Below are 26510 nucleotides of genomic sequence, written 5' to 3' on the forward strand. Positions count from 1 at the left end.
GAGCTATGTCAAATAATCAAAAGAAACAATTAACTCCTGTCCAACAGGAGTACCAGGAATTACAAAAACAACGTGAAATAAAAAGACCGGTTGTAACAAATTGTATAAAAGCCTTTCTAACAGGTGGTCTCATCTGTCTTATTGGTCAGCTTATTCAAGACTTTTACATCTATTATTTTGATTTTACAGAGCAAACGGTCGGAAATCCGACGGTAGGTACTTTGATTTTTATTACGATGCTTCTTACCGGTTTTGGAGTATATGATCGAATGGCCCAATTTGGGGGAGCAGGGACAGCTGTACCCGTAACTGGTTTTGGTAATGCGGTCATATCACCTGCCATTGAACATCGAACCGAAGGATTTGTACTGGGCGTAGGCGGCAATATGTTTAAACTAGCCGGTTCTGTCATTTTATTTGGTGTGTTTTCTGCTTTTATCATTGCCTTAATTAAAACAATTTTAATCAGATGGGGTGGTTTATAATGCTTGCAGGTCATCGTACATGGGTTTTCGAACAAAAGCCTGTGATTATTTCCACTGGAACAGTAGGTGGACCATTTGAAGCAGATGGAGCTATATCGGAAGATTTTGATCTTCTTCATGCCGATTTATGGCTCGGACAGGATTCCTATGAAAAAGCACATAAAGTTTTTTTTGAAGAAGCTTGTCAAAAGGCAATGGAAAAAGGAGAAATACAAAAGGAACAGGTTCAGTTTCTTCTCGCAGGGGACTTGATCAATCAGATTACTCCCACAAGTTTCGCTAGTCGAACCATTGGAGCTCCTTATTTTGGTTTATTTGGTGCTTGTTCTACCTCTATGGAAGGATTGGCTCTAGGTGCTTATATTATTAATACAAAGGGGGCTAAATATATATTAACAGGGGCTTCGAGTCATAACACAGCTGTTGAAAAACAGTTTCGTTATCCGACAGAATATGGAGGACAAAAACCACCTACTGCACAATGGACGGTTACTGGTGCTGGTGCGGCCCTTTTAAGTGATTCTGGGGATGGACCGAGTGTCACTTCTGCTACGATAGGCCGTGTGATTGATATGGGACTGACCGATCCATTTAATATGGGGGGGGCTATGGCACCAGCTGCTGTTGATACGATTGAAGCGCATTTAACGGAAAGAAAGATTGATCCCTCTTATTATGATTTAATCGTCACTGGGGATCTTGGAAAGATAGGGCGTGAAGTTTCCCTTGATTTATTTAAAAAGCATGGAACTTCCATTAGTGAAGGACAATTCCAAGATTGTGGACTTATGATTTATCGGAAAGGACAACCAGTCCTCGCAGGGGCAAGTGGGGCGGGGTGTTCAGCAACAGTAGTCTATGGTCATTTATTAAATCGCATGAAAAAAGGCGAATTTAAAAGAATGTTAGTAGTGGCCACTGGTGCTTTATTATCACCTCTTTCTTTCCAGCAAAATGATACGATTCCTTGTATCGCTCATGCGGTATCGATTGAATACGGAGGTGAACAATCATTATGACCTACTTTTGGGCTTTTACCGTAGGTGGTTTGATTTGTGTCATTGGGCAAATTATGTTTGATGTGTTTAAACTAACTCCGGGACATACGTTAAGTACCCTTGTAGTAGTGGGGGCCATTTTAGATGGGTTTGGATTATATGAACCCTTGATTGACTTTGCTGGTGCAGGAGCTACCGTACCTATTACAAGCTTTGGGAATTCCCTTGTACATGGGGCCATGCAAGAGGCAGAACAACATGGGTTAGTTGGTGTGCTCACAGGAATGTTTGAAGTGACCAGTTCAGGAATTTCAGCAGCCATTATTTTCGGCATGATAGGGGCTTTAATTTTTAAACCAAAAGGATAAGGAGAATCTAGGATGACAGTAGGATCAGATGTCAAACAATGTTTTGTCAGTTTAAAAGGAGTAGAAGCAAGTCTTTCAAGTTTAGCATTACAGACTCTAGATGATGATTCGAAACGTTCATTACATGAAACCATGATGGTTGTACATGAAGTAGTCACGGATTTAAAAAAACGAGTTGGAGAATTAGAACAAGAGGAATTTCAGTACAAAGGTTTTTAAGAGATATAATTTTTATAGGGGGTGTTAAGTGGTGCCTGAATGGTTAGATATTGCCGTAAGGTCAATATTCTTTGTTGTTGTTTTATTTTTTATTACAAAATGGTTAGGGAAAAAGCAAATCTCTGAATTATCTTTCTTTGAATATGCAACTGGTATTTCCATTGGAAGTATAGGTGCTGAAGTTGCTATGGGACTGGAACGGAACATTTTTCATGGAATCATTGGAATTGTCATTTTTGCAGCAATACCCTTTTTATCTGGTTTGCTTTCCTTAAAAAGTAAAAAGTTCCGTGATTTTGTAGAAGGAACAGGAACTGTCTTTATAAAAGATGGGAAAATCATGGAAGATAATTTAAAAAAGGAAAGATACACGACAGATGAATTATTAGAATTACTTCGTAAGAAGGATGTTTATCAGGTGTCTGATGTAGAATTCGCTGTATTAGAGGCAACAGGGGATTTATCCGTCATGTTAAAGAAAGAAAACCAACCATTAACAGCAAAGGATCTAAACTTGACGGTTGCTTCAATTAAAGAGCCTCAGACTGTCATTATGGATGGTGTGATCATGGATGAACCACTTGCGACTATTGGACGAAGCCGTGCTTGGTTACACACTGAATTAGAAAAACTTGGTGTAACGGTAGAAAATGTTTTTCTTGGACAAGTTAATTCCTATGGAGAGTTAACAGTTGACCTGTTTGACGATCAATTACAAGTCGCATCTCCTCAAGAAAGACCTTCAATTCTTTCGACCATGAAAAAATGCCAAGCAGACTTAGAGTTGTTTGCTCTTGGAACCGAATCAAAAGAAGCTAAGCAAATGTATAGTAAAAATAGTGAAAAACTACAAGAAGCTATTGATAAAGTGATGCCTATTTTAAAAGGATAATGGTTTATTTCGCTATATTGGATGATCTTAAGACACATAACAAAAAAGTAGTACCATTTTTTGCATAATAACATTAAGTCGAATCTTGAAAATAAAATCTTTGGAAAAATATCTTTTTTTAAATTGATTAGAGGGTGCTTAAAATATTAAAACATTACTGGTTAACTTTCTCTGTTAATTTTTGCAGTATTGTCAAAGAGATGAACATCCTTAGTCTGACTTCAGACTAAGGTGATTTTTCCTAAGAGGTGTTAGAAGTGTCTATTTTTTTAGTTAAATTAATTTATATATATATTGTTTTTATTGTATCCATAAAAATTTTAGGGAATCAGCCCTAGCACAACTTACCCCTCACGAATTTGGAGCGATTCTATTTTTATCTTATTTAGCATTGGGGTCCATTAAAGTAAATGGAGTAACAGAGGGGATTATTGGAATCATTGTTATAACGGGCGTCACTTAGTTATATCAAAATTAAGTTTATTAAATTGGTTAAACCCTTTTATTATAGGAAAACCGACTATTTTAGTTAAACATGGAAAAATTGTATATAAAAATTTAAGGAAAAATAGATATCCTTTATCTGAGCTGTTGTCAGGTTTAAGAACAGCAAGATATCCAGATATTCAAGATATTGAATATGCGATTTTGGAAGCAACAGGTGAAATCAGCATTTTACCAAGGAAAGAATTAGTTCCTGTTACTCCAAAGGATTTACATATGAAAGTAGAATACCATGGATTCCCAATAGCTGTTGTAATTGAAGGGAAAGTTCAGAAGCGTAATTTAAAATTAATCAACAAGAATGAAGAGTGGCTTAAGCAAGAACTAAAGGCAAAGGGATATCATCAAATTAAAGATATATTTTACGCTTCTGTTAGAGATACCGACCATTCACTAAACATTAACACATTTGATATTAGCGACTAATCTTAAAACGATTTCCCCTCCCTATATTAATCCTAGATAAACGGTTTTAGGTAAATATGGTTTTCTTAGTACAGTACCTTATCAAACTATCAAGTTCTAAGTATTTTTGAAGAAAGATGAGAAACCAAATGCATCATTATAACTTTTTCCATACTATGGGGATATAAAGAGTGAAACTTTGAGTGTGGTTGTTGTTTAATAATTAATTTTCTTTCCCGAAAAAACAGTCAAATGCCTAAAAGGCTAATGCTATAATAGAGTTTTCCATTAATCTAATAAAAATCAATTCACCAACAAATTGATCCGAAATAATTAATTAAAAAGCCGATTTTTCCTTGACATAAAAGGAGAATCGGCTTTTTACTAGTTATCCCTATTACTCATCTTTATTATCCCTATCGAAGAGGGGCAGATCTCAACAAGAAAAATTGCTAATTTTAAAGTTGGGCATGTATTCGATATATCCCAAACGAATGCACCATTAGAAGATTTACCAAAAATATTCCCTAATAAACAGTTTAATTTCCAAATTGAAGAAGGCAGAAATGTCGAGCATTTAAGGAAAGGGATAGAAGCTGTTTCTAAAGAATTAAATATCGATATGAGAGATATGCGACAATCGGAATTAGGTGTAACAGAATTAGGAGCATCTAAAGGTGCCTTTGTTCAAGGTAAAGATGGTAAAGGTAAAGAGATTGTTATGAATAGTCGTAACACAGAAACACAAGCATTAGCAACGTCTATTCATGAGTTGGCCCATATAGTACCATTATGACCAAGTGCAATCTACGTTAAGCGATGGGAGCCGTTTCGTTCATTATGACTATAGAGATAAGTTTAATATCAACCTCGGTGAACCGTATCATAAGTAAAAGAGGTTTTTGAGGGCATATAAGATTCTAAACATTGAAAAACAGTTAATTTATCTAATCAAGTTTTTAAATTGACTAGCACTTTGAAAGGATGTTGACACGCTAGTAAAGCAAAAAGGCTGCCTAAAAAACAAAAATTTCTTTTAGCCAGCCTTTTGGATTATGCAGTTTTGGAAATGAGTTCGTTAATTTTTAATAAGACCCTTGATTCATCATTAGCGGAATGGAAGCCTTTTGATATATTCTTTTATGTATAATTTATTTTAAATAAAAGAAAACACAATCCCTGTTCAGTTGAACCAATCCACAGCATAAATGATCCAAATACTCCGCAATTAAGCATAAAAAGCACCTTCCTTACAGTTAAGTGAAGGTGCTTCTTTTCTAATAGATTTTGTAAAGCAACATTGTAAATGTAAGCTTATGCTTAATTGTTTAATTCCGAAATATCCATTTCTTTTATGATTTCTGCTATCCGATTTTTTCCCCATTCATACATCATTTCAACGATAGGAAGTAAAGTCATCCCCAATTCAGTCATGGAATATTCCACTTTCGGTGGAACTTCTGGATAAACCTCGCGATGAACTATTCCATCTTCCATCAGTTCTCTTAATTGATTCGTTAATATTTTATGAGATATTTTTGGAAAAAGCCTTTGGAGATCACTGAATCGATGTGGTCCTTCTACCCCTAAATGCCATAAAATAACGATTTTCCATTTACCACTTATAATTGATAAGGTAAGTTCTTTTTCACAATTATAATCACCATTTATGATCTTTTCTTTAACTTCATCTCTAAATGTATCTGGCATAAATTCTTACCTCCTTATTTGTATCAATTGTAACCTGTTGGTAACCTCCTTACAAAAAAGTGCAGTCTTCACAGTGAAGAAACCCAGCAGTAGAATGAAATAGTCGTCTTACCGGCGAATTATTTTTATTAATGAGGAGGAACTACTAATGAGTAAAAAAGCACTTTTAATTATACCACCAGAACGTTTCAATGAAGACGAATTATTTCAACCAAAAGCGGAATTGGAAAGCAACGGAATTGAAGTGACAATTGCAAGTACAAAAACAGGTGAAATCATAGGGGATTATGAAGGTAAAGCAATTGCTGAGGTCATTTTCTCAGACGTTTCTGCGACTGACTATGATGTTGTATCTGTTATTGGTGGATCTGGTACGAACGATCATTTATGGGAAAATAAAGAATTACAAGACTACTTGAAACAAGCGTATACTAATAAAGTTCTTGTAACAGGGATTTGTGCAGGTGCGGTTACTGTAGCTAAAACGGGTTTACTTACTGGAAGAGAAGCAACTTGCTATCCAGTAGATATACAAAAAGACCAATTAAAAGCGAATAAAGTAACATATGTTGAAAAACATGTTGTTGCTCATGATGATATTATCACTGGTGATGGTCCAGATGGCGCTAAAGAATTTGGAGAAGCTTTAGTAAAAGCATTAAGCTAATTCTACAGTCTCTTCGCTGAATTTTCATATAATCAAAAGCCTACGGAATTAATTCCGTAGGCTTTTGGCTATCCAAATGTAAGAAAAATACACCAAATATTAACTCTGATTCAATATGAACCGTGTTACGATATTTATATAGTTTTACTAGGTCGTCTTTTAGTTGAATATCAATCAAATTCAATCGAAAATCAAACCTCAACTTTTTCGTCATACTAAAAAAGTTAAGAGTAAACAGTAAAAGCTTACATAATTGAAGCTGATAAGAGATTTAAAAGGGTATATTTTTTACACGATGCTGGGAGGGACATAAACCCCACTGCCACCTTAAAACTTTATAAAAGAAAGACAAACTACTCATTATTAAGGAGGATTAAAATGGAACATATTGTAATTAATGCTGTATTAAAACCAAAAGAAGGCCTGCAGGGGCAACTATTATCAGAACTCAAAAAGGTACAAGCGGTATCAAGGGAAGAGAGTTTTTTTAGTGGTCTTTATTAAGAAGGGAGCATTTCGCCGTATCTCCTTCGAAACAAATCTTTTGATTTGGACAGACCAAATGGCTAATATATTAATATCGCGAATTACCGATTTGGCGTGATGCTTTCAGATCATCTATCCAGCGTCCATTGGGATAGTGATAATCGATATAGAAAGAGGCAAATGACATTGAAGCAGAAATTGGAACGCTTAAATGATGAACAAGCCGTTGAAATTTTTAAAGCATTGTCGAACCAGACGAGGGTGAGCATTCTTCAAATGTTAAAAGATCCCGACAGTCATTTTTCACCGCAAGCCCATATTATTGCTGATGAAGGATTTGAAGGTGGGGTTTGCGTAGGGGATATCCGAAGCAAGGCCGGGATTTCGCAATCCACTACTTCACAGTATTTATCGATTCTGCTGCAAAGCGGACTGGTTGAAATGAAGCGAATCGGACAATGGACGTATTATCGCCGTAATGAGGAAACGATTAAAAAGTTAGAAAAATACATTGGTACAAAAATTTAAGGAGAATTGAAGTGAGTTTATTACAGCATCGAGCATATAACAGGTTGTACCAAAAGGATAAAATGACGCTTGGTTTCACGATTCCGACGGCAAGGATGTCCAAATATCCGATTATGGAAAATCAGTTGTCGCTTGCCCGCAAAATTGAAGACCATGGTTTCGCGGCATTGTGGCTTCGGGACGTTACGATTCAGAATTTGAATATTGATGATAACGGTCAATTGTATGATGTATGGATTTATTTGACCTATCTTGCGGCCCATACCAAGGAAATTGCACTTGGGACGGCGAGTGTGGTCCTCCCGCTGCGCCACCCTGTCCGAGTGGCAAAGGAAGCATCATCTATTGACCGGTTGTTTCCCGAACGGCTGATCATGGGAGTGGCTTCAGGAGACCGGGATAAAGATTTCACAGCTTTGGGAATATCCAAGCTCGAAAGCGGAGGGCTGTTTAAAAAGAATTATGCATTCCTTGAACGGCTATTAAAGGAGCACAATCCCACTATCAACAGCGATTTAGGCATCATCGATGGAACGGATATGAGAATGATCCCCAAACCTTTTTCTTCGATTCCGACCATGGTGACAGGATTCAGCAATCAATCGATTGAATGGATCGCCCAGAACGGGGACGGCTGGATCCAGTACCCGAGGATTATCCCGCAACAAACTCAATTGATTAACGAGTATCGCGAGTTGTCGGAAATTTACGCCCCAGGAGTGTTTAAACCTTTCACTCAGACTTTATTTATCGATTTATCGGAAAATCCCGATTTGTCTCCTGTTCCGATTCCGTTAGGATTTCGTGTAGGGCGCAAACAGTTATTAGAAATTCTATATCAATTTCAATCCATTGGTGTCAATCACCTGGCATTTGTATTGTATTTTTCAAAGCGCCCTCCAGAGGAAGTCATCCAGGAGCTTGGAGAGTTTGTGTTGCCTTACTTTTCGACTCATGAAATTCCAGTATTAGATTAGTTTTAAAAATTAGATAAGGGAAGAAGATGAACTTATGTCTAAACATGCAAATAAACTAAACGAAATTCCTTTCTCGGTGCTTGATCTTTCACCGATAACAGCCGGAAGTACTCCTGCTGACTCTTTCCGCAATACATTGGAACTCGCACAGCATGCTGAAAAACTTGACTACAAACGTTTTTGGCTCGCTGAACATCACAATATGCCGTTTATCGCCAGTTCCGCCACTTCTGTGGTGATGTCCCATGTGGCAGCCGGTACATCAAAAATCCGGGTTGGTTCAGGAGGAATCATGCTGCCGAATCACGCTCCGCTCGTCATCGCTGAACAGTTTGGCACTCTTGAATCCTTATATCCTGGGCGAATTGACCTTGGTCTGGGGCGTGCACCTGGTACAGATCAGTTGACCGCTCGTGCATTGAGACGCGACTTGAGAAGTACCGGAGATGACTTTCCTGAGCAATTAGCGGAACTCCGCGGTTACTTTGATCCATCCCTGGCCCAAGGGAACCCTATAAAAGCGATTCCGGGTGAAGGTTTGAATATTCCAATCTGGCTGCTGGGTTCAAGCGGCTTCAGTGCGCAGCTGGCCGGAGAACTGGGTTTGCCATTCGCGTTTGCCGCCCATTTCTCGCCACTTAACACTCTGGGTGCTCTACAGATCTATCGCAAGGCGTTTAAGCCTTCGAATGTTCTCGATAAGCCGTATGCGATGGTGGCATTGAATATCATTACAGCAGAAACGGATAAAGAGGCAAAGCGCCTTTTCACAACCCTGCAGCAGCAATTTTTGAATCTGATGAGTGGCAACCTTACACAGCTTCAACCACCGGTAGATGACATTTCCGAATTGGCCAGCAGCTACCAATTAAAGTCTCTCGAGCAGCAATTAGGCTCATCGATTGTTGGCAGCCAGCAGACGGTAAAGGACAAGCTATATACATTTTTGGAGGAGAGCCAGGCAGATGAAATAATGGTCATTGCACAAGTTTACGACCACAAAGCTCGCCTGCATTCATACGAGCTTCTGTCAGAAATTACAAAAAGTGAAAGGTAATAAGGAGGACATCAGCAAGGAAAGTATTGATGTTTTACTTGATAAAAGGGAACCGTTTTTAGATGTGGTTTGGATCAAGTATTTCTATGTGTCACAAGCAGGATTTGACATCACGAATTCTTCCAAAGGGCATCACCATCCTTAAACACGTGACAGAGCGATACTAAATGTTTTTATACCATCATATATCTAGCAGTAACATATACTAAAAACAGTAGATTATTTGTATTTATTGTGTTAAATGAGAATAATACCAACGATGCTTTACAATTATAAGGGGGCTTATCATAATGAGCAAAAAAATCGCTACACTAATAACAGACTTATTTGAAGATGTAGAATTCACAGAACCAGCACGAGCATTTAAAGATGCTGGTCATCAAGTGATCACAATCGACATACAGGCTGGAAAAGATATTACTGGTAAAAAAGGTGAAGCAGTAAAAATTGATAAAGGAATTGGGGAAGTTAATCCTCAAGACTTTGATGCTTTATTCATCCCTGGCGGCTTCTCTCCCGATTTATTACGTGAAGACGACCGTTTTGGTGAATTCGCAAAAGCATTTATACAAGAAGGTAAACCTGTTTTTGCCATTTGCCATGGCCCACAAGTATTAATTGATACAGACCTATTAAAAGGCGTCGACATAACAGGTTTCAAATCAATAAGGAACGATCTCAAAAATGCAGGTGCTAACTACAAAGATGAAGAAGTTGTGGTAAGCAATAATATTGTAACAAGCCGTTTTCCGGATGACATTCCTGCCTTTAATCGTGAATCCTTAAAATTATTAGCTGAATAATAGCGTAAGTACTCAATAGTATCGTTTTAGAAATTAATATTTCACAATGAATTTCAATAAAAAAAGGTTTTAATAAGAAAGGGGTTTTACTATGTCATTAAATGGTAAACGAGTAGTTGTTTTAGGGGGTACTTCTGGTATTGGTTTAGCAACTGCCAAAGCGTTTCTCGATCAATCAGCTCAAGTGATCATTGCCAGCCGTTCTGTTTCCAAATTAAATGAAGCAAAACAAGTTCTTGGTGGCAATGTAGAAGCAATTGAAATCGATTTTCGAAGCGAAGAAAAAGTAGCAGAATTTTTCAGTAAGGTTGGAAAATTTGACCACCTTGTGGTAACAGCAGGTGAAGGCGCAATGGGGCACTTTAGCGAACTGCCTGTGGCAAGTGCAAAAGAGGCGTTTGATAGTAAATTCTGGGGGCAATATATCACTGTCCGTTTTGCACTTCCATATTTAAGCAATGAGAGCTCAATCACCTTAACCTCTGGTGTATATGGAGTTCGTCCTCCTCAAGGCGCTACTACGTTAGCGGCAATCAATTCAGCCATTGAAGGATTGGTTCGAGGACTTTCTATAGACCTAGCGCCTATTAGGGTAAACGTGGTTTCACCTGGAATTGTAGATACTCCAATCTATGCTGGAATGTCAGATGATCAGAGGCAAGCACTGTTCAACGGCATTGCACAACAGCTCCCTGTTGGACGGATTGCAAAGCCGGAAGACATAGCTGAAACCTATGTATACCTTGCTAAAAATGGTTTTACTACTGGGACGACTGTTCTTATTGATGGCGGGGCTCACTTGGTATAAGTGAGATTATAATGTTATTTTTGTGGCTATACTACAACATGTATAGCCACATTTAATTTTTTAATAATGATCCGATTTTCCAATAAACGGTAATGATTGAAGAATTGCAGTTCAAGAAAAACAAGGTGAGATATGAAAGGCATGATGAAAATGAGTTTACCTGACAATGAAAAAATATTGAGAATTAAGCATTCACTTGAAAAACGTGTAGTAACTTTACCTGATGGAACCTTTCTTCCAAGCATTGGTCAAGGAACATGGTACATGGGTGAAAATCCTGAATCGAGAAACAAAGAAATCAAAGCTTTGCAACTTGGAATTGAACTAGGCATGAAGCTAATCGATACGGCTGAAATGTACGGAAATGGCGATTCCGAACGTTTAGTTGGTGAGGCAATCAAGGGGCGTAGAGATAAAGTTTTTTTAGTATCGAAAGTATATCCTCATCATTCCGGGTTAGATTTGATTGAAAGTGCATGTGAAAATAGTCTAAAACGACTAGGAACAGATCATCTTGATTTGTATCTTTTACACTGGAGAGGTCGTGTTCCATTGGCAGAAACGATTGAAGGAATGGAGAGACTGCGCAAGGATGGTAAAATTGTAAGATGGGGAGTTTCTAATTTTGATACGGATGATATGTTAGAGTTGTGGGATACCGCTAACGGAAAAAATTGTGTGACAAATCAAGTGTTATATCATCTAGGTTCTAGAGGAATTGATTATGATCTCCTACCATGGCATCATGAACATAACATGCCAATTATGGCCTATAGTCCCCTGGCCCAGGGAGGGAGCTTAAGAAGACAATTACTAAGCGATCCAACCATCATTGAGATTGCAGAAAGATACAATGTGCAGCCATTACAAATTGCTCTTGCATGGACCATTCGTTCGAACAACGTAATTGCTATCCCAAAAGCTGTTAAGGAAGAACATGTTTTAGCCAATGCTCAAGCTGCTACTATTCAATTGACCATAGAAGATCTGAACAGACTTGACGAGGTATTTCCAAAACCAACAAGAAAAATACCTTTGGATATTATATAAAATGAATGGGAACAAAGGATCGATCGAGACTTATTAAAGCTTCAGCGACTCCTTTTTTTCCTATTTCAACCGGCCAAGCGACTTTTGTATCCAATCATGGAAGGATTTCCTCAAACGTATTGGAAAAAGTTTTGAAATCTTTTAATACGGTTTTCCCTTTTTCCGTGAAGAGAGGATAGATCACCATTCCTTCGATTTTGTCTCCTTTCTTATCATAAGGTAGTGTATCAATGATTTGAATTTTATCGATAATTCGGTCAGCACCATACCCTGATAATAGAACAAGAATGAACAAAACAACGAGGGTCTTTTCCATCTATTTCATTATTATCCAACATTTCATTCAAGAGGCTAGTTTAAGTACAGTAATTTTAAAAATTACAAACTCTAATGCGTTCTGATTTTAATCCATAAATTTACAGTTGACTTTACAAACTGTAATAATTAAAATTACAGTATAGCCAGTAGATGAGCTGAATAATATGAAGGAGTGTGTATAAGTATGGTTAATTTGTATACGACACCAAGTTGTACTTCTTGCCGAAAAGCAAAAGCTTGGTTTGAAGAACATCAAATTGAGTATATTGAAAGAAACATATTATCCAATCCCCTTACAGTCGATGAGATTAAATCAATTCTTCGATTGACTGAAGATGGGACTAATGACATTGTTTCAACTAAATCAAAAACATTTCAGGAATTAAATGTAAGTATTGAATCTCTTCCACTTAATGAATTTTATAAATTAATAATCAACTACCCTCAAATGTTGCGCCGGCCAATTATCCAAGACGAAAAAAGATTACAGGTTGGATATAACGAGGAAGAAATCCGCAGTTTTTTGCCTCGTAGACTTCGCACATTTTCGAACGTCGAATGGCAAAAAGTGGCCAATTAATATTATTTCGGAAGGAGGAAGAAAGTGATGATTGAAGTATTCGTTACAGTTAATTATAAAGATAAAAATTATCAAACCAATGTCATTGTAAATAAAGAAATGGCATGGGAAAAAATTAAACAGTTAGCAGAAGAACAAGTTAAAAAACAATGGGGTTATTAAACTTAATTATACAAAAATTTCTAAACAAACAAATATGTTTACGCACCTTTAAGGAAGTGAAGGTGATTCGTAAAGATTTACAGGATGCTTGGAATTCCTTATTCATGGTTAAGAGTTAATACAACATTTCTAATTAGATACTTGACAAGATAAACTGTAATATATATTGTTACACTATGTTGATTGATTTTAAAAAAAGATGCAGAAGCTATATGTAAAGCAAAAAGGTAATTAGCTGTGTTGATTTATAAGGAGGCAGGACATGAATAGTGATTTTACACTTGCCATTCATAGTTTAACTTATCTTGCGTTGCAGCCGGACCGTATGTCAACAAGTGATGGTATCTCAGAGAGTGCTGGTGTCCACCCAGTACGCATTCGTAAAGTGCTGAGCTTGTTAAAAAAACATGGATTTATAAAATCAAAAGAAGGAACCGGCGGCGGATTTATTTTTACTCTAGAGCTTAGTGAAGTTAATCTTTGGGAAATATATATGATAACCTCTGAAGGTGCTTTACAGCCTAAGTGTACTGATTCAAATGAAAAGTGTATTGTGGGAGCAAATATGAAAAGTGTATTATTTACAATTTTCTTAGGTGCGGAAGAACATTTGGGTGAATATTTAAAGAACTATACAATTAAAGAAGTTGTCGATCTTATAAATCAAGAACAAAATAGCGGCTGTGACTGACGGCCGTAGACTTCTTTTTATTAAATTGTAATAAAAAACATTACAGATTTATCTAGGTGATATATCCCCGATGACTGTAGCTTAAAAAAAGGTTCTATCTTGATTACATTCATAAAATACAAAAATAACTTAAGAAGGTGAAAAAGGATGTTGACGAATGGTAATTCCGTTTTGAAAACAGGTGATTGGATTAAGGGAAAATCAGAGGATGGGGAATTAATAATTGGTTATATTGAATCACAGAGTATTCTGGATGGAGTTGTTAAAGTAACGGTTGCTACGAGTGACAATCGTGAAACGCTTGGCAAAACAATTCCGATTTTAAGTAAAAATGTTAGGAAACTGCCACTTTCTAAGGTGGTAAACAAGGAAGAAATTCTATTTCTAATAGACTTGGCATTATCAACGGGGGATGAAGCATGGTTTATTGAGCTTTCTTCCAAGTTAAACTCAATCAATCAGCTTGTTGATGGAGTACATTAAAACTTATACAAATTATATATAGATTTTTTAAATTAAATTACAACGTGTTTGGAAATATTCATTTTTCGTGAAAATCGTGATTCATCACTAACGGAGCCAGTAATGGTTTTCCGTTGTACATATGAGATATGTATAAGGTATATATAGTTTTAATATCATGGTTATATTCGGTTAGGACAATAACAACAAGAATTATTGTAAAATATTTATAAAGTTTATAGATAACATATGCAATTAATACATATATGTTATCACGTCTGTTGATTAACTAATTTTTATCACTAAAAACTAATAAAAAAGAGAGATTCCATGTAAAATGTAAGTTACCACACAAACCTTTACAAGGAGGAATCTCTAGGCTTGCGAATACCACGATTTTCACACTACTTCAAAACTTTATTTCACAAAAAGAAATCGACGGGATTCTAGCTGTTCAGTTTGAAGATACGGCTCGTAAATGTGATGTATCAACACTTTTAAACTACTTGGTGGGTGCCGCTACATTTGAATGGAAAAGTATGCACCACGCTGCGGATGTTGCACCAGCACAAGGCTTGAAATCAGTGGATTATTCGACACTTTCAAAACGTTTAGGTGAACTGAATTATCTCATCGTGAAACGCATTTTTGAACGGATTGTCAGCCGTTTAATTAAAGTTTTTACACAAGCGCATCCAGGTAAAATCAGATGTAGAAGCCTTGTCATTTGCAGGTTTTACACGCCTGTTTCTTTGGCATGCACTTCCATTAAAATGGCGAATATACGTCGAAGAAATTCTGTCGTCAGCTCGGATGATGTATCAAAAAAGTGTTACGTGATTTTGGCTAATCAACACGTGTGACATTTAAGTATAGAAGAAAAGCGAAAACTCACGTATCGTAATTGTTGCTTAGACAAACCACGATAGGAGTTTTCGCCTTGTATAACCAGTTTATCAAATTGATTTTACCGTTACCATCTTTTTTTACAATTTCTTTGCCAACCGACGATGAACCAAACGGATTTCCATCTGCCATTCATGTGTTGGATCGCTTTCATCTCGTCCAATTTTTCACGGATGCCCAACAAAGATGTAGACGGTATTTAGGTGAAGTAAAGAAACACCATAAATCACGTTTTATTGACCGCTGCTTAGCACAAAAACCTGCAGAATTAACAGCGGAAGAACGTGGGTGGGTTTGTGGCTGAATGGCACAAGGAAGATTTGCATACGAAGCATATTTATCAAGCATTAAATCACATACGTTATGAGTTATTCGATAAGAAAAATTAAAAGTTTTGCCTTTTTGAATTTGCATCCGTCAAAGGATCGATATTAATATTGTATTGTATTTTAATGTCCATCTTCTCAAACAATTCAATCCATTTTTTTTCTTCCATTGGTTTTGAGAATGGTCTTTTTGTTTGTATGCCAATCTGTAATGGATCCACTTTCAATTCTTGCATCTTTTTAAACAGTTCATGTGTTTGTTTTTCAAGATGGGTTTCGATATCTTTTTTCATATTTTCTAATTCCTTTGGGTCAAATAATTGTTTCTCTCCCCGGTATTCCTCAATTCTAGTGTCCATATTCACGGTATAGGTCATTGTAGAATAGCTGCTATCGAAATCTACTATTACTTTAGATCTAACATGACCCAGTACAATTTCAAATTTTTGAATCGGTAAAACAACTAAGTAGTGATCGTTGTTTATCAGCTGGAAGATACGATCATCTAAAGATGAAATAGTTTCAACTAGCTTGTCATCTTTAAACAAGGCTGTACCTTCATAGTTGACCCCATCCTCTTCTATTTTGAATACAGGCAAAAAAGGATCTGAATAAGGAGTATAGAGCAAATTTTTAAATTGATGAAGATTAACGACAGTTAATTCTCCTTGGTTTTTTTCCTCATAATGCTTCAGCATACGGTAAAACGAGTAATCAAAGTTTTCATCTTTGTCCAATTGACTTTCCAAGTATTCATCAAAATTTCCTTTTACGATTACTAAATAGATTCTCGGAGAAATATCCGGATCAGTCAATAATACATTTATAATGGACATAATGCCGTCTCTTCCAAGTTCATCACTAATTACCAGCATCCGCATTTGTCCAGATTTCATTTCCTGGTAGAAGTTGAGGTTGTACTTCTGTACTCCCTCCTTTAATAAGCTGACTTCTTGCGACATAACAAACTTCTTTTCTTTACTTAGAGGAGGCAAAATTGTACTGACTTTTAATTTCCCTGTATCCCCCTTACTAATTGCCAAAAAGGTAACGGGAGAAATTTCTTCAATAAGGTTATTTTCGGTAAAAGGGGCACAGCCAGATAAACAAATAGTCATAAAAAGAAGTATTAATCTATTACATATCTTTTTATGTAGACGCACTTTTTTTAACTCCCCTTTTTTTCATTGCTAAAACAATAACAAGTGGAACAAGAAAATAGCTTATGCTTCCAGCTATAATTTGAAGATTAAGTAAAAAATTCTGCTTCTCCCAAGGCTTCCAAAATAATTCATTCACAAGAATCATTCCGATAAAAATAAGGAATACACTGAATAACAAACCTTTTCCACTGGTTGGCTTGCTCAATTTACCAAAAGCTATTCTAGATGCTCCATAAAACAATAGTAGAAATAGAGAAACTGCAAAAACTAGGTTAAATAATTCAAAGGAAAGCATGATCATATCAATTCGTTCAAACACTGGGTTTTGAAAATAACGGGACATATTAATAATTGGATATTGAGTTTTACTTAAATAATTGGAACCGAAAAAAAATAGGGATGCTATAAATAGGAATACATACTCTACAACGGTGAGAGCGTTTCCGTAAGACAAATAGCGAAAGGTTTTATTGTTTGTTTTAAGCCATGGTCCCAAAAATACCAGAAATTCCGGACCAGAATAGGAAGACAAAATTAAAAAAACGGCTTTCCAATTTTCTACTTTCCACTCCATTGGAATAAGTGGATACAAATCACTGAGTTGAGCTATTGGAGGGAAGACGAAAAAAACGAAAAATGTGAACATCCAAAATGTACAGAAAAAAGAAATCAACACAAAACGAATGGTATGTTCAACGCCCCTACCTGCGACATAAAAACATAACAACAAAATAAAAAAGACAAGAAAATTTGTATCTGTTGATGGAAGTATAAATGTTTGAACAATTTCGATGAATCCTAACGTTATGACGGAAAGTTTAAGTAGAATAAAGAACAACCCGATGAAAGAGAGAAAACGTACCAATTTTTTCCCAAACAATTGGACAAATCCATTATATCCATTGCTAGATAAACGGGTTAAAAGCCACTTCGATAAAAGAAGAAGGTTTAGTTGGGATAATATCCCGACAGCTATAAGCACCCAAATCATATATGGATTGATCAAGATATTTGGCATAATCAGAAAGAAGTATAGCATTTGGAGGCGATTTACCAACAACATGGCATAGAACCCATTATAGGTTTCATTCTTTTTAAATAATTGGTGGGTTTCCATCATCAAGTCATCTCCTAGTTTTATCTCTCTTCTGTTTTAGAGGTTTAAGATGCTCTGGACGCTCCAACATTTTGACTAATGGCCCTCGAATGAATAAGTCAATCCAATCCTTACCGAAAAAAGGGGAAACTGGTGAAAAATAGGGTTGCTTGATTGAAGACAAGCTATTAAGATGAGCCAAAATAGCAATGCTTCCTAGTGCAATCCCAATTATCCCAAGTAAAGAAGAAAAAACAAGAAGCATCAATTGAATTAATGAATTTGCTTTTGTCATAAGGTAGTTGGGAATAAGAAAGGAAGCTATCGTCGAGATCCCAACCATGACAATTAATACTTTGGTAGCGAATCCAGCCTCAACAGCTGCTTGACCAATCACAATACCACCAATAACCCCAAGTGTTTGACCAGTTTTTGTAGGCATTCTTAAACTTGCTTCTTTTATGATTTCAATAAAAATTAACATGATAAATGCTTCCCAAAAAGGAGTAAAAGGAAGCATGCTCCTTGATTCGACCAAGACCAGAAGTGTTTGCATAGGAATCATTTGATAGTGATGAGTTGTCAATGCCACATAGAAAGGAATCAATGTGATTGACAGAACAAAACTGGCATATCGGATGATGCGCAAAAAACTGGCAACTACCCATCGATTAATATAGTCCTCGGGTGATTGGAACAAATGGAAAAAAGTAATGGGTGCAACAAGAGCAAATGGTGTATTGTCTACCAGAAGGGTGATCTTTCCTAATCCCAGAGAATAAGCAACTACATCAGGCCGGTCAGTTTGCTGAAACTGAGGAAAAATACTGTTTTGATGTTCCTCCATGAATGCCGCAACTTGAGAGGAGTCAAAGAAGAGATCAAAATTAATTTCAGAAATCTTCTCTTTGACTGTTGAAACAAAATCTGGATTAGTCAGCCCCTCTATGTACATTAAAACAACACTTGTCTCACTCATAGAACCGACAGTAAACTTCTCTGCTTTCAGTTCATGTATGGGGAGTCGTCTTCGAATAAGCGTAATATTTTGTTCTACTTGTTCACTAAAGCTGTCCTTTGCTCCGAACAGAATGGTTTCTGTTTCGGAAGTTTCAATGGCACGTCCAATAGGATTTTTTAATGGCACAGCTAACCAAAGGTTTTGCGAAGAATCAAATAACAAAATGGAACCTGAAAACAACTGTTTTTTTGCCTCTATAAAATTAGGAATGTGAATAATGGAGGAATTCGTAATACAATCTTGAATAGACGGTTTGGAACATTTAGTTAAAGGTTTTATAATGCTTTCATTTAATTTTTCTTGGTCAATGAGAGTTCGTATGTAAACAAGATGAATTTTTCGAATAACGGAAATGTCAATTTCCACAAATTCTGCATCATCCATTTGAACGAGGCTTTTTTTCAGAGCTTCTATCGATAATTCTGATTCAGCTATTGATTGAGCAACAAACTTACTTTCAATTTGTTTTTTTTTCCAAAACATGTACATCCCACCCCTCTTATTGAGAAAAAACATTTCTAGTCGTACTTAAAAATTTCATATTCATACACATTGTTACCAATTTAATTTTAAAATATACAAAACACGTAGAGGTGCATAACGACCCAAGAGGAACAAAGGCAATCCATAATAGATAGGCCTTCTTCATCTTAAAGATTGTTATAATAAAGAAGTGTCAAAAGCTAACTGTAGCTTTGGATGCTCTTTTTTGTTCAAAACACGAATCTTACTAGCCAGGGAGTTAAAATTTAGAGATGAATAACAAAGATATAGCAGAGATTCGAAAACAATTTAAGTTGGATAACGATTTACTGAAAATAGTGGTGGAAGAAGAGAGTACTCCTACTTTGGATACTAAAGAGATTGAACGTGTGCTGAAGGCGAGCGGCGTAAAAGATATGAATACGGAAAAAGTGGAAAGGGCATTTCAGCAGGTGGTTGAAGACAAAACGTATGAAATGAAAGCAAGCCATATCGTTCCGAGTTACGCGTCCAAGTCCATTAAGATCAGCACAAAAGTAGCGAATGTTGCAATCAGCCCTCAAGACTTGAGATATGTCAAACAGGTCAATTAAAATGGCAAACGCTGTCTATTGATCAAGGTGGAAGAAGACTCGATGATTGAAGGATTTAAGCTGCTTCCGGAAGAGCTGTTGGAGTAAGAGAGATTGGGTGATCCTTCAGCCAGCTATCTAAAATGGACAGGGGAAAAAACCTCATTTAGCCCTGTTACGGTGAACCGTATCACAAATAGTGGTAAAGCAGAGAGTGGAAGTTGAATTAAGCAAAACCGTATTAGAACAAATTAAATAAATTAACAGCCCCTAAGGATTTTATATCAAGTCTGAAGGGGTTTTATATTTGTCTTAGAATAAGTTATAACAGGGGAATAAACGTTCTGTTTTTGTTAAACTATTCGATGGTTAACGGTATAATAGTACATAGAAGAACGTAGAAAAGGAAGGTAGAGCAATGTTAAATAACATAAAAACTTTGATCTATCAACCAGAGGGCAGGGATACATCAGTAGAAGTTAAAATAGCAGATGAAACAGTTTGGATGACACAGAAGGCAATTGCAACACTTTACCAAACCACTATGCAAAATATAACAATTCATTTATAAATATTAGTAGAATATTAGATTTACTTCAAGATACTAAGTATTATATAGTACAAAATAAAGAAGGAACTAGAAAAGTAAAAAGGAAAGTTTTACATTATAATCTAGATACTGTTTTTAATATCGCTATAAGAGGCCAATATTTTGAGGAGTTTAATAATCTTATTAATTTCGCGCAAACAAATGGAACGCAGATTTGGAGAAATATTAAAAAACTCTTTAGAAGGAATTGTTTATATTTATGATAAATATAGAGTGGACAATTACATCGTTGATTTCTATATACCACAATTAGAATTAGTGATTGAATATGATGAAAAACATCACAAAAAACAAATAAAGGACGATAATTAATCTTCTTGTTGTTGTCTTTAATAAGGATGGTGACAACAATGATGAATAAAAAAATAATTTCTGGAAAAGATAATCTAAGACAAAATATAAATTCTAAGAAAGAAGTTGAGAACAATGAAAGCAGTTACTTTTCAAGGTGTAAAAAATATGCAAGTCAAAGAAGTACCAAACCCAACAATTCAAAAGAATGATGATATTATTGTTCGCATTACTTCAAGTGCAATTTGTGGTTCTGACCTTCATATTTATCAAGGGGCAGTACCAGCTACAAAAGATTATGTATTAGGACATGAGCCGATGGGTATTGTTGAAGAAGTTGGTTCGGAAGTTACAAAGGTAAAAAAAGGTGATAGAGTAGTTCTTCCATTCAACATTTCATGTGGTCATTGTCATTACTGTCAAAATGAAATGGAGAGCCAATGTGATAATTCTAATCCTAATAAGGCTGTAGACACTGGGGGTTATTTTGGTTTCACTGAAAGATATGGTGGGTATCAAGGTGGTCAAGCGGAACTCCTTCGTGTACCATATGGTAATTTTATTCCTTTTGTTATCCCAGAATCAGTAGAATTAGATGATGAAAAATTGTTGTTTATGTCAGATGTATTACCTACCGCTTTATGGAGTGTCGAGAATGTAGGAGTTAAAAAGGGTGATACAGTTGTCGTTCTTGGTTGTGGACCTGTTGGTTTTATGGCACAAAAGTTTGCATGGTTGAAAGGTGCAAGTCGAGTGATTGCAGTTGACAATGTTCCTTATCGCTTAAATCATGCTAAAAAAATGAACAATGTGGAAGTAATTAACTTTGATGATTTTCCAACATTTGATGATGCTGGAAAATATATTCGTGAATTAACAAAAGGTGGAGCAGATTGTGTCATTGATTGTGTGGGAATGGATGGGAAGAAAACTCCTAAAGAAGCACAAGAACAACAAATGGGTTTAGTTGGGGGAACTACAAGCCCTATACAAATTGGTATGCAAGCTATTAAAAAATTCGGAAATTTACAATTAACAGGTGTATATGGTTCTGTTTACAATCAATTTCCTTTAGGTAATTTATGGGAAAGAAATATTCGTATAAGAATGGGGCAAGCACCTGTTGTTCATTATATGCCAATATTGTTTGATATGATTCAAAAGGGTGAATTTGACCCTACTGAAATTATCACGCATGTTGTACCGTTAGACCGAGCAAGTGAAATGTATAAAACCTTCTATGAACATGCAGATGATTGTATAAAAGTAGTTTTAAAACCATAATGAAAAATATAATTATTTTAATTCTTTACGCTTTAATGGTTTCAAGGATAATCCCGATAGTCCAAAAGGAATTGGCATACCAGTATCGACCTTAGTTACATATAAATAGGTATTTGTTATAAAAAAGGTGTTTTAATAATGCTAAAAAGCAGTGTGATTTCAGGTGTGAAATCCACTGCTTTTATGCATGTTTTTACATTTGCTTTTTCCTACGTGGGTACTTCAAAAGAGAATGGCTTAGTCTTAATTAGGTATCCCCTTTAAATAGATATTAAATTTCAATTTTAATTACATTTAAATGTTTGTCCCTCGTAACGTTACGATGAACCGTATCACAAATAGTGGTAAAGCAGAGAGTGGAAGTAGTGCTTGATAAAGAGTGGTTAGAAAAATTGCAATAAAATTAATGAAATAATTCAAAGTTTAATTTCAAAAGAGGGAATAACAATCAGATACAATCCCTCTTATATATTTCTTCAGAGTTATTCAATATGCTCAGACGACTCTAGTAATGCTTTGCTATAATTTACTCCAGCATTATAAACTTGTTTTGCACTAACAAAGAATATCCAAAACGATAAAAACAATACAGTTATAATGACTGATATAATTTCAAAAATAGGAACAGCAGAAATATTAAGTCCAACACCATAGTTTTTATAGATTGAAAATAATTGTATTGCTATTAATATTGAACATATTGTTAATCCGAAAGTTTTTAAACCAAGTAAATTTCTAGCCTGTCCATAAGAAACATTTTCATTAAAAATTAAAGAATATTTAGCCTTGTCTCTTGTTCTTTGTCTTAGGTAATCAATACAAGAATTAAATTTCTGGATTGCCTCTAAGGGGTCTTCTAGTTCTCTTTCTTTTGTTGGGATATCCACGTTTGTTAGTAACCTTAATTTTTGGTGATAACGATTTTTTGTTTCTTTATTTAATGTTTTATCGTTATTCCTTAAAATTATAGTAGCAGGAAGAGCCCCCCACATTAATAGATAGTTTATCTTGTACTTTTTTTCCTGAAGTTCTTGCAAGTATAGAAAGTGGAATTGATATGCCTAAACCAACAATTAGACTAATAATAGTTCCTTCGAGTGACCGGATTTCAGGGAACCAAAAATACAACCAAATGATAATTGGTGCGACCGTCAATAATGCAGATAGATATCTTGCCTTCCTTTCATAGGTATTAAGTAGAACCTCTAGATTCAATTTCTTTCTCCCCCTTATTATTTGTTATTTTTCAACATTTGGATTAAAGGAAAGGGGAGTTATGGCAGTCCAACCTGTCCTAGTCGGCATATTTTTGTGATGTCTAATTGTTGCACCTCTTCTGATAAAGGCATTCACTACGACTTTTTTTGGATGGTCTTCAGTCAGTTTTGATACCGAAACTAAGGTAGTAGTAGTCTGTTCGGTACCCTCAGATACTTTTTCACCAATAATTATATCAAGAACACTAGGTTGAAAGATAAAAGGGGGAATACGATGAAAAAAATCACTTGGTTACTGACAGTATTACTTACAACCATACTACTAACTAGCTGCAACCAACCTGCTAGTAGTGATGAAGCAAAGAATATTGATCGAGAGGAAACAAATCGATTAATAAGTGAAAAAGACACACAAATTAGTGAACTACAAAAAGAAAAAGAAGATTTACAAAACTCATTAGAAAATATTGAGTTAGATTTAAAATACACAAAGGAAGAAGCGGATTATTACAAACAATTACTTAACGACATAATAATAGATTTTAGAGATGAACAGGAAAATGAACTCTCTAGAGATTTATGGGAATATGAATTGAATGTTAATGGGATAGTAGTTTCGGATAATGGAGTTGTAAACACAAAAAATAATATTATTGAAATATCCATTGTACAAATGCAACCACCCTATCAGATTTTACCTAATAATGTGTTTTTAAATGGTAAAATCAGTGGTGATTATTATGATCATATCTCAGATTTTAGCCAAACTCCAAATGAAACTTATGAAACTTATGAAACTTATGAAACTTATGAAACTTATGGAACTGATGGAACCATTATAACTGGGATGCATTATAAATTTAATAACCTAAATGCTGGTTCAACTATTACATTCACCATTACGGATGAACTGAAAGAAAGGCTAAATTTAATGACTTCTCAAATTATCGTAACTAAGGTTGAATAACTACAAAACGTGATTCAATTAGATGCTATACATCAATTAGGAACTCCGCCTTATTAAAGTAAAACGGGGAGCGTTAGTTGAATAAAAGCAATAACAATTAGGCTGTCATTTTATGGAATCCTAATTTAATAGTAATAAATCAACATTTAACACTAACACAGCGTTGAGAATTGTAGTTTTGGTGGTGTCAGGAGAGCGAGGTGACACCGTCATTTTTAGGGATTGCAAATTCGGTGGTGTCAGGAGAGAAAGATGCCACCGTCATTTTTAGGAATTGCGAATTTGGTGGTGTCAGGAGAGCAAGATGGCACCTTCATTTTAAGGAATTGCGAATTTGATGGTATCAGGAAAGAGAGATGGCACCTTCATTTTAGGAAATAGCAGATTTGATGGTGTCAGGAGAGCGAGATGGCACCTTCATTTTAAGGAATAGCAGATTTGATGGTGCAAGGAGAGCAAGATGGCACCTTCATTTATAGGAATTACAGATTTGAGGGTATCAAACGTTAGGAATGATACCCTCTTTTATAAGAATTATCTTTTTGACGTCAGAATAATGGAACGCACCCTAGAAAAAGGGACAAATTGAAATGAATATCCATACATAGTCCGATATTGTCCCATTCTTTGCCTAAAGTTTACTCACATGCACCAACTCATCCTCTGGATCGATCCATAGATGATGATAATCTGGTAGGCCTAAGGAGTTAATTTCAAGCCCTTTTAGAAATGGTTGATAGCTCAACTTATTCGTTGCGTGATAAAGGAAATGAACGAGAACATTTTCTTTTAACATATCTTCAATTCTCTGTAAGTGAACCATTCTTCCCTCTGAAGTTTCCACCCTTTGAAATACCTCTAGTTCCAAATCTATATTTTTTTGAGTATCCTTATCTAGGAATTTTCTAAAAAAAGAGTTTTCACTTTTGTAAATGGTTAATAAGCTTAATTCAACATCCTGATCAAGTATGACTGATAATAGGAGGATGTCCCCATTTAAAATAGACTCATCCGTATCGTAATTAATAGGATGGAGATTAAGGGACAGACCAATCTTCCTCCCTTGTTTTTGTAACCATTCGGCACTTTCATATCCTTCATTTAGATTAAAATAATATAGATAAATAGTTTCCCCGTTATAACCACTTCTTAGTAAGTACTCCTTTGCTTTAGCAATAGACGATTTATTTATTTTGTAGAGTCTACTTACATCGGGCAAAAAACTAGTGGCAGCTAAACTTCTATTTCCTCCAAGTCCCTTTATCATTTCAACTGGATTCATGATTTCTTGAATAGCTAATTTAAAATATAGGTTGTGCTGATAACCTTCTTTATTTTGATTAAAGGCCAAAAATCTACTACCTAACAACTGATAATCTAATATAACTGGGTTTGAGTCTTTTTCCGTAGCATTCAAGGCAGTAAATTGATTTGGGTATGCATGCCCTCTTTTATTCATCCATATATCAAGTTGGTCAATTAGAGCTCTTTCACGAAAGTATTCTTCAAAGGCTTGGAGACATATAAAATTTTTATTGAATTCCTTTACTAGAAACGGACCTGTTCCAATTGGAATGTGGTTTTGTGAGTGGGATGGATGAATGATAGAACAGTGAAAGGATGATAAAATTCTTGGGAAAAATAAATTTTCCCTCTCTAAATGAAATGCGATGGTAAAATCATCAACAATGACTACCTCCCGGATATCTTTTAATAGTGGATATATGGCAGAGTGACTTCCTTCTATTAAAATTCGTTTCATTGTATATTGTACTTCTTTTGCAGTGACCATTTCCCCATTATGAAATCTAACACTTTTTCTTAAATAAAAAGTCCACTTTCTTCCATTGTGTTTCTTTTTCCAAGCATAAGCTATACATGGATTAGTTTGGTTTAATTCACTATTATATGAAACCAATGTGTTAAATATCTGATTTACCAAATGAGCCTCAGAATAAAAAATGGTTTCTAAAGGATCTAGTGAATGAACTTCTTGAGGAAGTATTATTCTTAGGATGCTCTTAGTTCCAAAATGCGAATGTTCAATACTAGGGCCGAGTTTTTCATAAAGAGACTGAAATAAAAACTTCTGATTTTCTTCAGAGAGGGTAGGGGAGTTTGCGAGGTCAACGATATCCCCTACCCTATTTTCGGCTGACATCTGGAATATGTACTCCTCCACTGTTTCGCTAAATGAGGAGTGGTAAACCAAGGTTGAGAGGTTTCCTCTTCCTCTCCCAGGCTTCCATGTAATTCTTTGTTCTTCACTCAATTTCTTAAGCAAATAGTTTGTGTTTCTAATAGAGCTACAGAAAGTTTCTGCAATTTCACTAATAGAAATGCTAATTTCTTCGTAGGGCTTTACGGCTTTGTGTCTAGCTCTTAACAAAATTAAATACTCCAT

The 26510-nt window shown here is 35.6% G+C and carries 31 protein-coding genes and 2 pseudogenes; 25 read left to right on the top strand and 8 right to left on the bottom strand.

All coding sequences use genetic code 11. The annotated features are described in order from the left end of the window. Positions 1 to 5: 5 nt before the first annotated feature. From spoVAC to NYE52_RS23365, 7 genes and pseudogenes are all read left to right on the top strand, one after another. Positions 6 to 485, top strand: a complete 480-nt coding sequence (gene spoVAC / locus NYE52_RS23335; protein ID WP_031537034.1) for a stage V sporulation protein AC — start codon at positions 6 to 8, stop codon at positions 483 to 485. Continuing rightward, positions 485 to 1504 carry a stage V sporulation protein AD gene (gene spoVAD, locus NYE52_RS23340; RefSeq protein ID WP_031537033.1) on the top strand — a complete coding sequence of 340 codons (1020 nt, stop codon included), beginning with the start codon at positions 485 to 487 and terminating at the stop codon, positions 1502 to 1504. Before spoVAC ends, spoVAD begins: the two co-directional genes overlap by 1 nt. After that, on the top strand, positions 1501 to 1851 hold the full coding sequence (gene spoVAE / locus NYE52_RS23345; RefSeq protein WP_031537032.1) for a stage V sporulation protein AE: 351 nt from the start codon (positions 1501 to 1503) through the stop codon (positions 1849 to 1851). Before spoVAD ends, spoVAE begins: the two co-directional genes overlap by 4 nt. A gap of 12 nt (positions 1852 to 1863) precedes the next feature. Next, positions 1864 to 2070: a DUF1657 domain-containing protein gene (locus tag NYE52_RS23350; protein WP_031537031.1), complete on the top strand. Its 207-nt coding sequence runs from the start codon at positions 1864 to 1866 to the stop codon at positions 2068 to 2070. 31 nt (positions 2071 to 2101) lie between these two features. Beyond that, positions 2102 to 2962 carry a DUF421 domain-containing protein gene (locus tag NYE52_RS23355; RefSeq protein ID WP_031537030.1) on the top strand — a complete coding sequence of 287 codons (861 nt, stop codon included), beginning with the start codon at positions 2102 to 2104 and terminating at the stop codon, positions 2960 to 2962. 257 nt (positions 2963 to 3219) lie between these two features. After that, positions 3220 to 3892 (top strand): annotated as a pseudogene (locus NYE52_RS23360) (DUF421 domain-containing protein). Positions 3893 to 4493: 601 nt separating this feature from the next. After that, a complete protein-coding gene (locus NYE52_RS23365) occupies positions 4494 to 4667 on the top strand; it encodes a hypothetical protein (RefSeq protein WP_155986741.1) in 174 nt (57 codons plus the stop codon). A 524-nt stretch (positions 4668 to 5191) separates the two neighbouring features. Here NYE52_RS23365 and NYE52_RS23370 read toward each other — a convergent pair. Next, positions 5192 to 5581 carry a winged helix-turn-helix transcriptional regulator gene (locus NYE52_RS23370; RefSeq protein ID WP_031537027.1) on the bottom strand — a complete coding sequence of 130 codons (390 nt, stop codon included), beginning with the start codon at positions 5579 to 5581 and terminating at the stop codon, positions 5192 to 5194. Positions 5582 to 5729: 148 nt separating this feature from the next. On the opposite strand from NYE52_RS23370, the gene NYE52_RS23375 reads away from it, so the two are divergent. From NYE52_RS23375 to NYE52_RS23410, 8 genes are all read left to right on the top strand, one after another. Further along, positions 5730 to 6248, top strand: coding sequence for a DJ-1/PfpI family protein (locus NYE52_RS23375; protein ID WP_031537026.1), 519 nt, complete (start codon positions 5730 to 5732; stop codon positions 6246 to 6248). A 378-nt stretch (positions 6249 to 6626) separates the two neighbouring features. Next, complete coding sequence (locus NYE52_RS23380; RefSeq protein ID WP_264298268.1) at positions 6627 to 6752, top strand: hypothetical protein; 126 nt, start codon at positions 6627 to 6629, stop codon at positions 6750 to 6752. A 258-nt stretch (positions 6753 to 7010) separates the two neighbouring features. Then, complete coding sequence (locus tag NYE52_RS23385) at positions 7011 to 7262, top strand: ArsR/SmtB family transcription factor (RefSeq protein ID WP_371472758.1); 252 nt, start codon at positions 7011 to 7013, stop codon at positions 7260 to 7262. A gap of 11 nt (positions 7263 to 7273) precedes the next feature. Next, positions 7274 to 8239 carry a TIGR03571 family LLM class oxidoreductase gene (locus NYE52_RS23390; protein ID WP_031537024.1) on the top strand — a complete coding sequence of 322 codons (966 nt, stop codon included), beginning with the start codon at positions 7274 to 7276 and terminating at the stop codon, positions 8237 to 8239. Positions 8240 to 8273: 34 nt separating this feature from the next. After that, positions 8274 to 9296 (top strand): LLM class flavin-dependent oxidoreductase, encoded by a 1023-nt coding sequence (locus NYE52_RS23395; RefSeq protein ID WP_031537023.1) that lies wholly within the window; start codon positions 8274 to 8276, stop codon positions 9294 to 9296. Positions 9297 to 9586: 290 nt separating this feature from the next. Further along, positions 9587 to 10099, top strand: coding sequence for a type 1 glutamine amidotransferase domain-containing protein (locus tag NYE52_RS23400; protein WP_031537022.1), 513 nt, complete (start codon positions 9587 to 9589; stop codon positions 10097 to 10099). Between the two features lie 91 nt (positions 10100 to 10190). Then, positions 10191 to 10907, top strand: coding sequence for an SDR family oxidoreductase (locus tag NYE52_RS23405; RefSeq protein ID WP_031537021.1), 717 nt, complete (start codon positions 10191 to 10193; stop codon positions 10905 to 10907). Between the two features lie 150 nt (positions 10908 to 11057). Further along, the gene (locus NYE52_RS23410) at positions 11058 to 11957 is read left to right on the top strand and encodes an aldo/keto reductase (protein ID WP_031537019.1); all 900 of its coding nucleotides are present in this window, start codon (positions 11058 to 11060) and stop codon (positions 11955 to 11957) included. 94 nt (positions 11958 to 12051) lie between these two features. On the opposite strand, the gene NYE52_RS23415 is transcribed toward NYE52_RS23410, so the two are convergent. Further along, complete coding sequence (locus NYE52_RS23415; protein ID WP_031537018.1) at positions 12052 to 12273, bottom strand: hypothetical protein; 222 nt, start codon at positions 12271 to 12273, stop codon at positions 12052 to 12054. 186 nt (positions 12274 to 12459) lie between these two features. Here NYE52_RS23415 and spxA point away from each other — a divergent pair, with 186 nt between their 5' ends. From spxA to NYE52_RS23440, 5 genes are all read left to right on the top strand, one after another. Next, a complete protein-coding gene (gene spxA / locus NYE52_RS23420; protein ID WP_031537017.1) occupies positions 12460 to 12855 on the top strand; it encodes a transcriptional regulator SpxA in 396 nt (131 codons plus the stop codon). 27 nt (positions 12856 to 12882) lie between these two features. Next, positions 12883 to 13017, top strand: a complete 135-nt coding sequence (locus NYE52_RS23425) for a BA3454 family stress response protein (protein ID WP_031537016.1) — start codon at positions 12883 to 12885, stop codon at positions 13015 to 13017. 262 nt (positions 13018 to 13279) lie between these two features. Further along, entirely contained in the window at positions 13280 to 13708 is a 429-nt protein-coding gene (locus NYE52_RS23430) for an RrF2 family transcriptional regulator (protein WP_031537015.1), read from the top strand. Positions 13709 to 13855: 147 nt separating this feature from the next. Beyond that, positions 13856 to 14191, top strand: coding sequence for an IDEAL domain-containing protein (locus NYE52_RS23435; RefSeq protein ID WP_031537014.1), 336 nt, complete (start codon positions 13856 to 13858; stop codon positions 14189 to 14191). Between the two features lie 919 nt (positions 14192 to 15110). Then, complete coding sequence (locus tag NYE52_RS23440) at positions 15111 to 15380, top strand: transposase (protein ID WP_031537013.1); 270 nt, start codon at positions 15111 to 15113, stop codon at positions 15378 to 15380. Positions 15381 to 15461: 81 nt separating this feature from the next. Here NYE52_RS23440 and NYE52_RS23445 read toward each other — a convergent pair whose 3' ends face one another. Genes NYE52_RS23445 through NYE52_RS23455 form a run of 3 tightly spaced genes read right to left on the bottom strand, consistent with a single transcriptional unit; the run spans position 15462 to position 19165 of the window. Continuing rightward, positions 15462 to 16565, bottom strand: a complete 1104-nt coding sequence (locus NYE52_RS23445; RefSeq protein WP_031537012.1) for a Ger(x)C family spore germination protein — start codon at positions 16563 to 16565, stop codon at positions 15462 to 15464. Further along, positions 16552 to 17685, bottom strand: coding sequence for a GerAB/ArcD/ProY family transporter (locus tag NYE52_RS23450; protein WP_081836610.1), 1134 nt, complete (start codon positions 17683 to 17685; stop codon positions 16552 to 16554). The genes NYE52_RS23445 and NYE52_RS23450 overlap by 14 nt, the downstream gene beginning before the upstream one ends. A 4-nt stretch (positions 17686 to 17689) precedes the next feature. Further along, positions 17690 to 19165, bottom strand: coding sequence for a spore germination protein (locus tag NYE52_RS23455; RefSeq protein WP_031537010.1), 1476 nt, complete (start codon positions 19163 to 19165; stop codon positions 17690 to 17692). Positions 19166 to 19509: 344 nt separating this feature from the next. Here NYE52_RS23455 and NYE52_RS23460 point away from each other — a divergent pair. From NYE52_RS23460 to NYE52_RS23475, 4 genes and pseudogenes are all read left to right on the top strand, one after another. Then, positions 19510 to 19845: pseudogene (locus tag NYE52_RS23460) on the top strand (DUF4317 family protein); the annotation flags it as partial. 310 nt (positions 19846 to 20155) lie between these two features. Beyond that, complete coding sequence (locus tag NYE52_RS23465; RefSeq protein ID WP_155986740.1) at positions 20156 to 20308, top strand: hypothetical protein; 153 nt, start codon at positions 20156 to 20158, stop codon at positions 20306 to 20308. A 141-nt stretch (positions 20309 to 20449) separates the two neighbouring features. Further along, the gene (locus NYE52_RS23470; protein ID WP_047944579.1) at positions 20450 to 20659 is read left to right on the top strand and encodes a DUF559 domain-containing protein; all 210 of its coding nucleotides are present in this window, start codon (positions 20450 to 20452) and stop codon (positions 20657 to 20659) included. Between the two features lie 114 nt (positions 20660 to 20773). Beyond that, positions 20774 to 21922, top strand: coding sequence for a zinc-dependent alcohol dehydrogenase (locus tag NYE52_RS23475; RefSeq protein ID WP_031537008.1), 1149 nt, complete (start codon positions 20774 to 20776; stop codon positions 21920 to 21922). A gap of 482 nt (positions 21923 to 22404) precedes the next feature. Here NYE52_RS23475 and NYE52_RS23480 read toward each other — a convergent pair whose 3' ends face one another. Both NYE52_RS23480 and NYE52_RS23485 read right to left on the bottom strand, forming a co-directional pair. Continuing rightward, the gene (locus tag NYE52_RS23480) at positions 22405 to 22809 is read right to left on the bottom strand and encodes a ComEC/Rec2 family competence protein (RefSeq protein ID WP_031537007.1); all 405 of its coding nucleotides are present in this window, start codon (positions 22807 to 22809) and stop codon (positions 22405 to 22407) included. Between the two features lie 64 nt (positions 22810 to 22873). Next, positions 22874 to 23137, bottom strand: coding sequence for a hypothetical protein (locus tag NYE52_RS23485; protein ID WP_031537006.1), 264 nt, complete (start codon positions 23135 to 23137; stop codon positions 22874 to 22876). 276 nt (positions 23138 to 23413) lie between these two features. Here NYE52_RS23485 and NYE52_RS23490 point away from each other — a divergent pair, with 276 nt between their 5' ends. Continuing rightward, complete coding sequence (locus tag NYE52_RS23490) at positions 23414 to 24106, top strand: hypothetical protein (protein WP_031537005.1); 693 nt, start codon at positions 23414 to 23416, stop codon at positions 24104 to 24106. A gap of 631 nt (positions 24107 to 24737) precedes the next feature. Here NYE52_RS23490 and NYE52_RS23495 read toward each other — a convergent pair. Continuing rightward, on the bottom strand, positions 24738 to 26510 hold the full coding sequence (locus NYE52_RS23495; RefSeq protein ID WP_226793725.1) for an ABC transporter substrate-binding protein: 1773 nt from the start codon (positions 26508 to 26510) through the stop codon (positions 24738 to 24740).

The organism is Niallia sp. FSL W8-0635, from assembly GCF_038007965.1.
Taxonomy (GTDB): Bacteria; Bacillota; Bacilli; order Bacillales; family Cytobacillaceae; genus Niallia.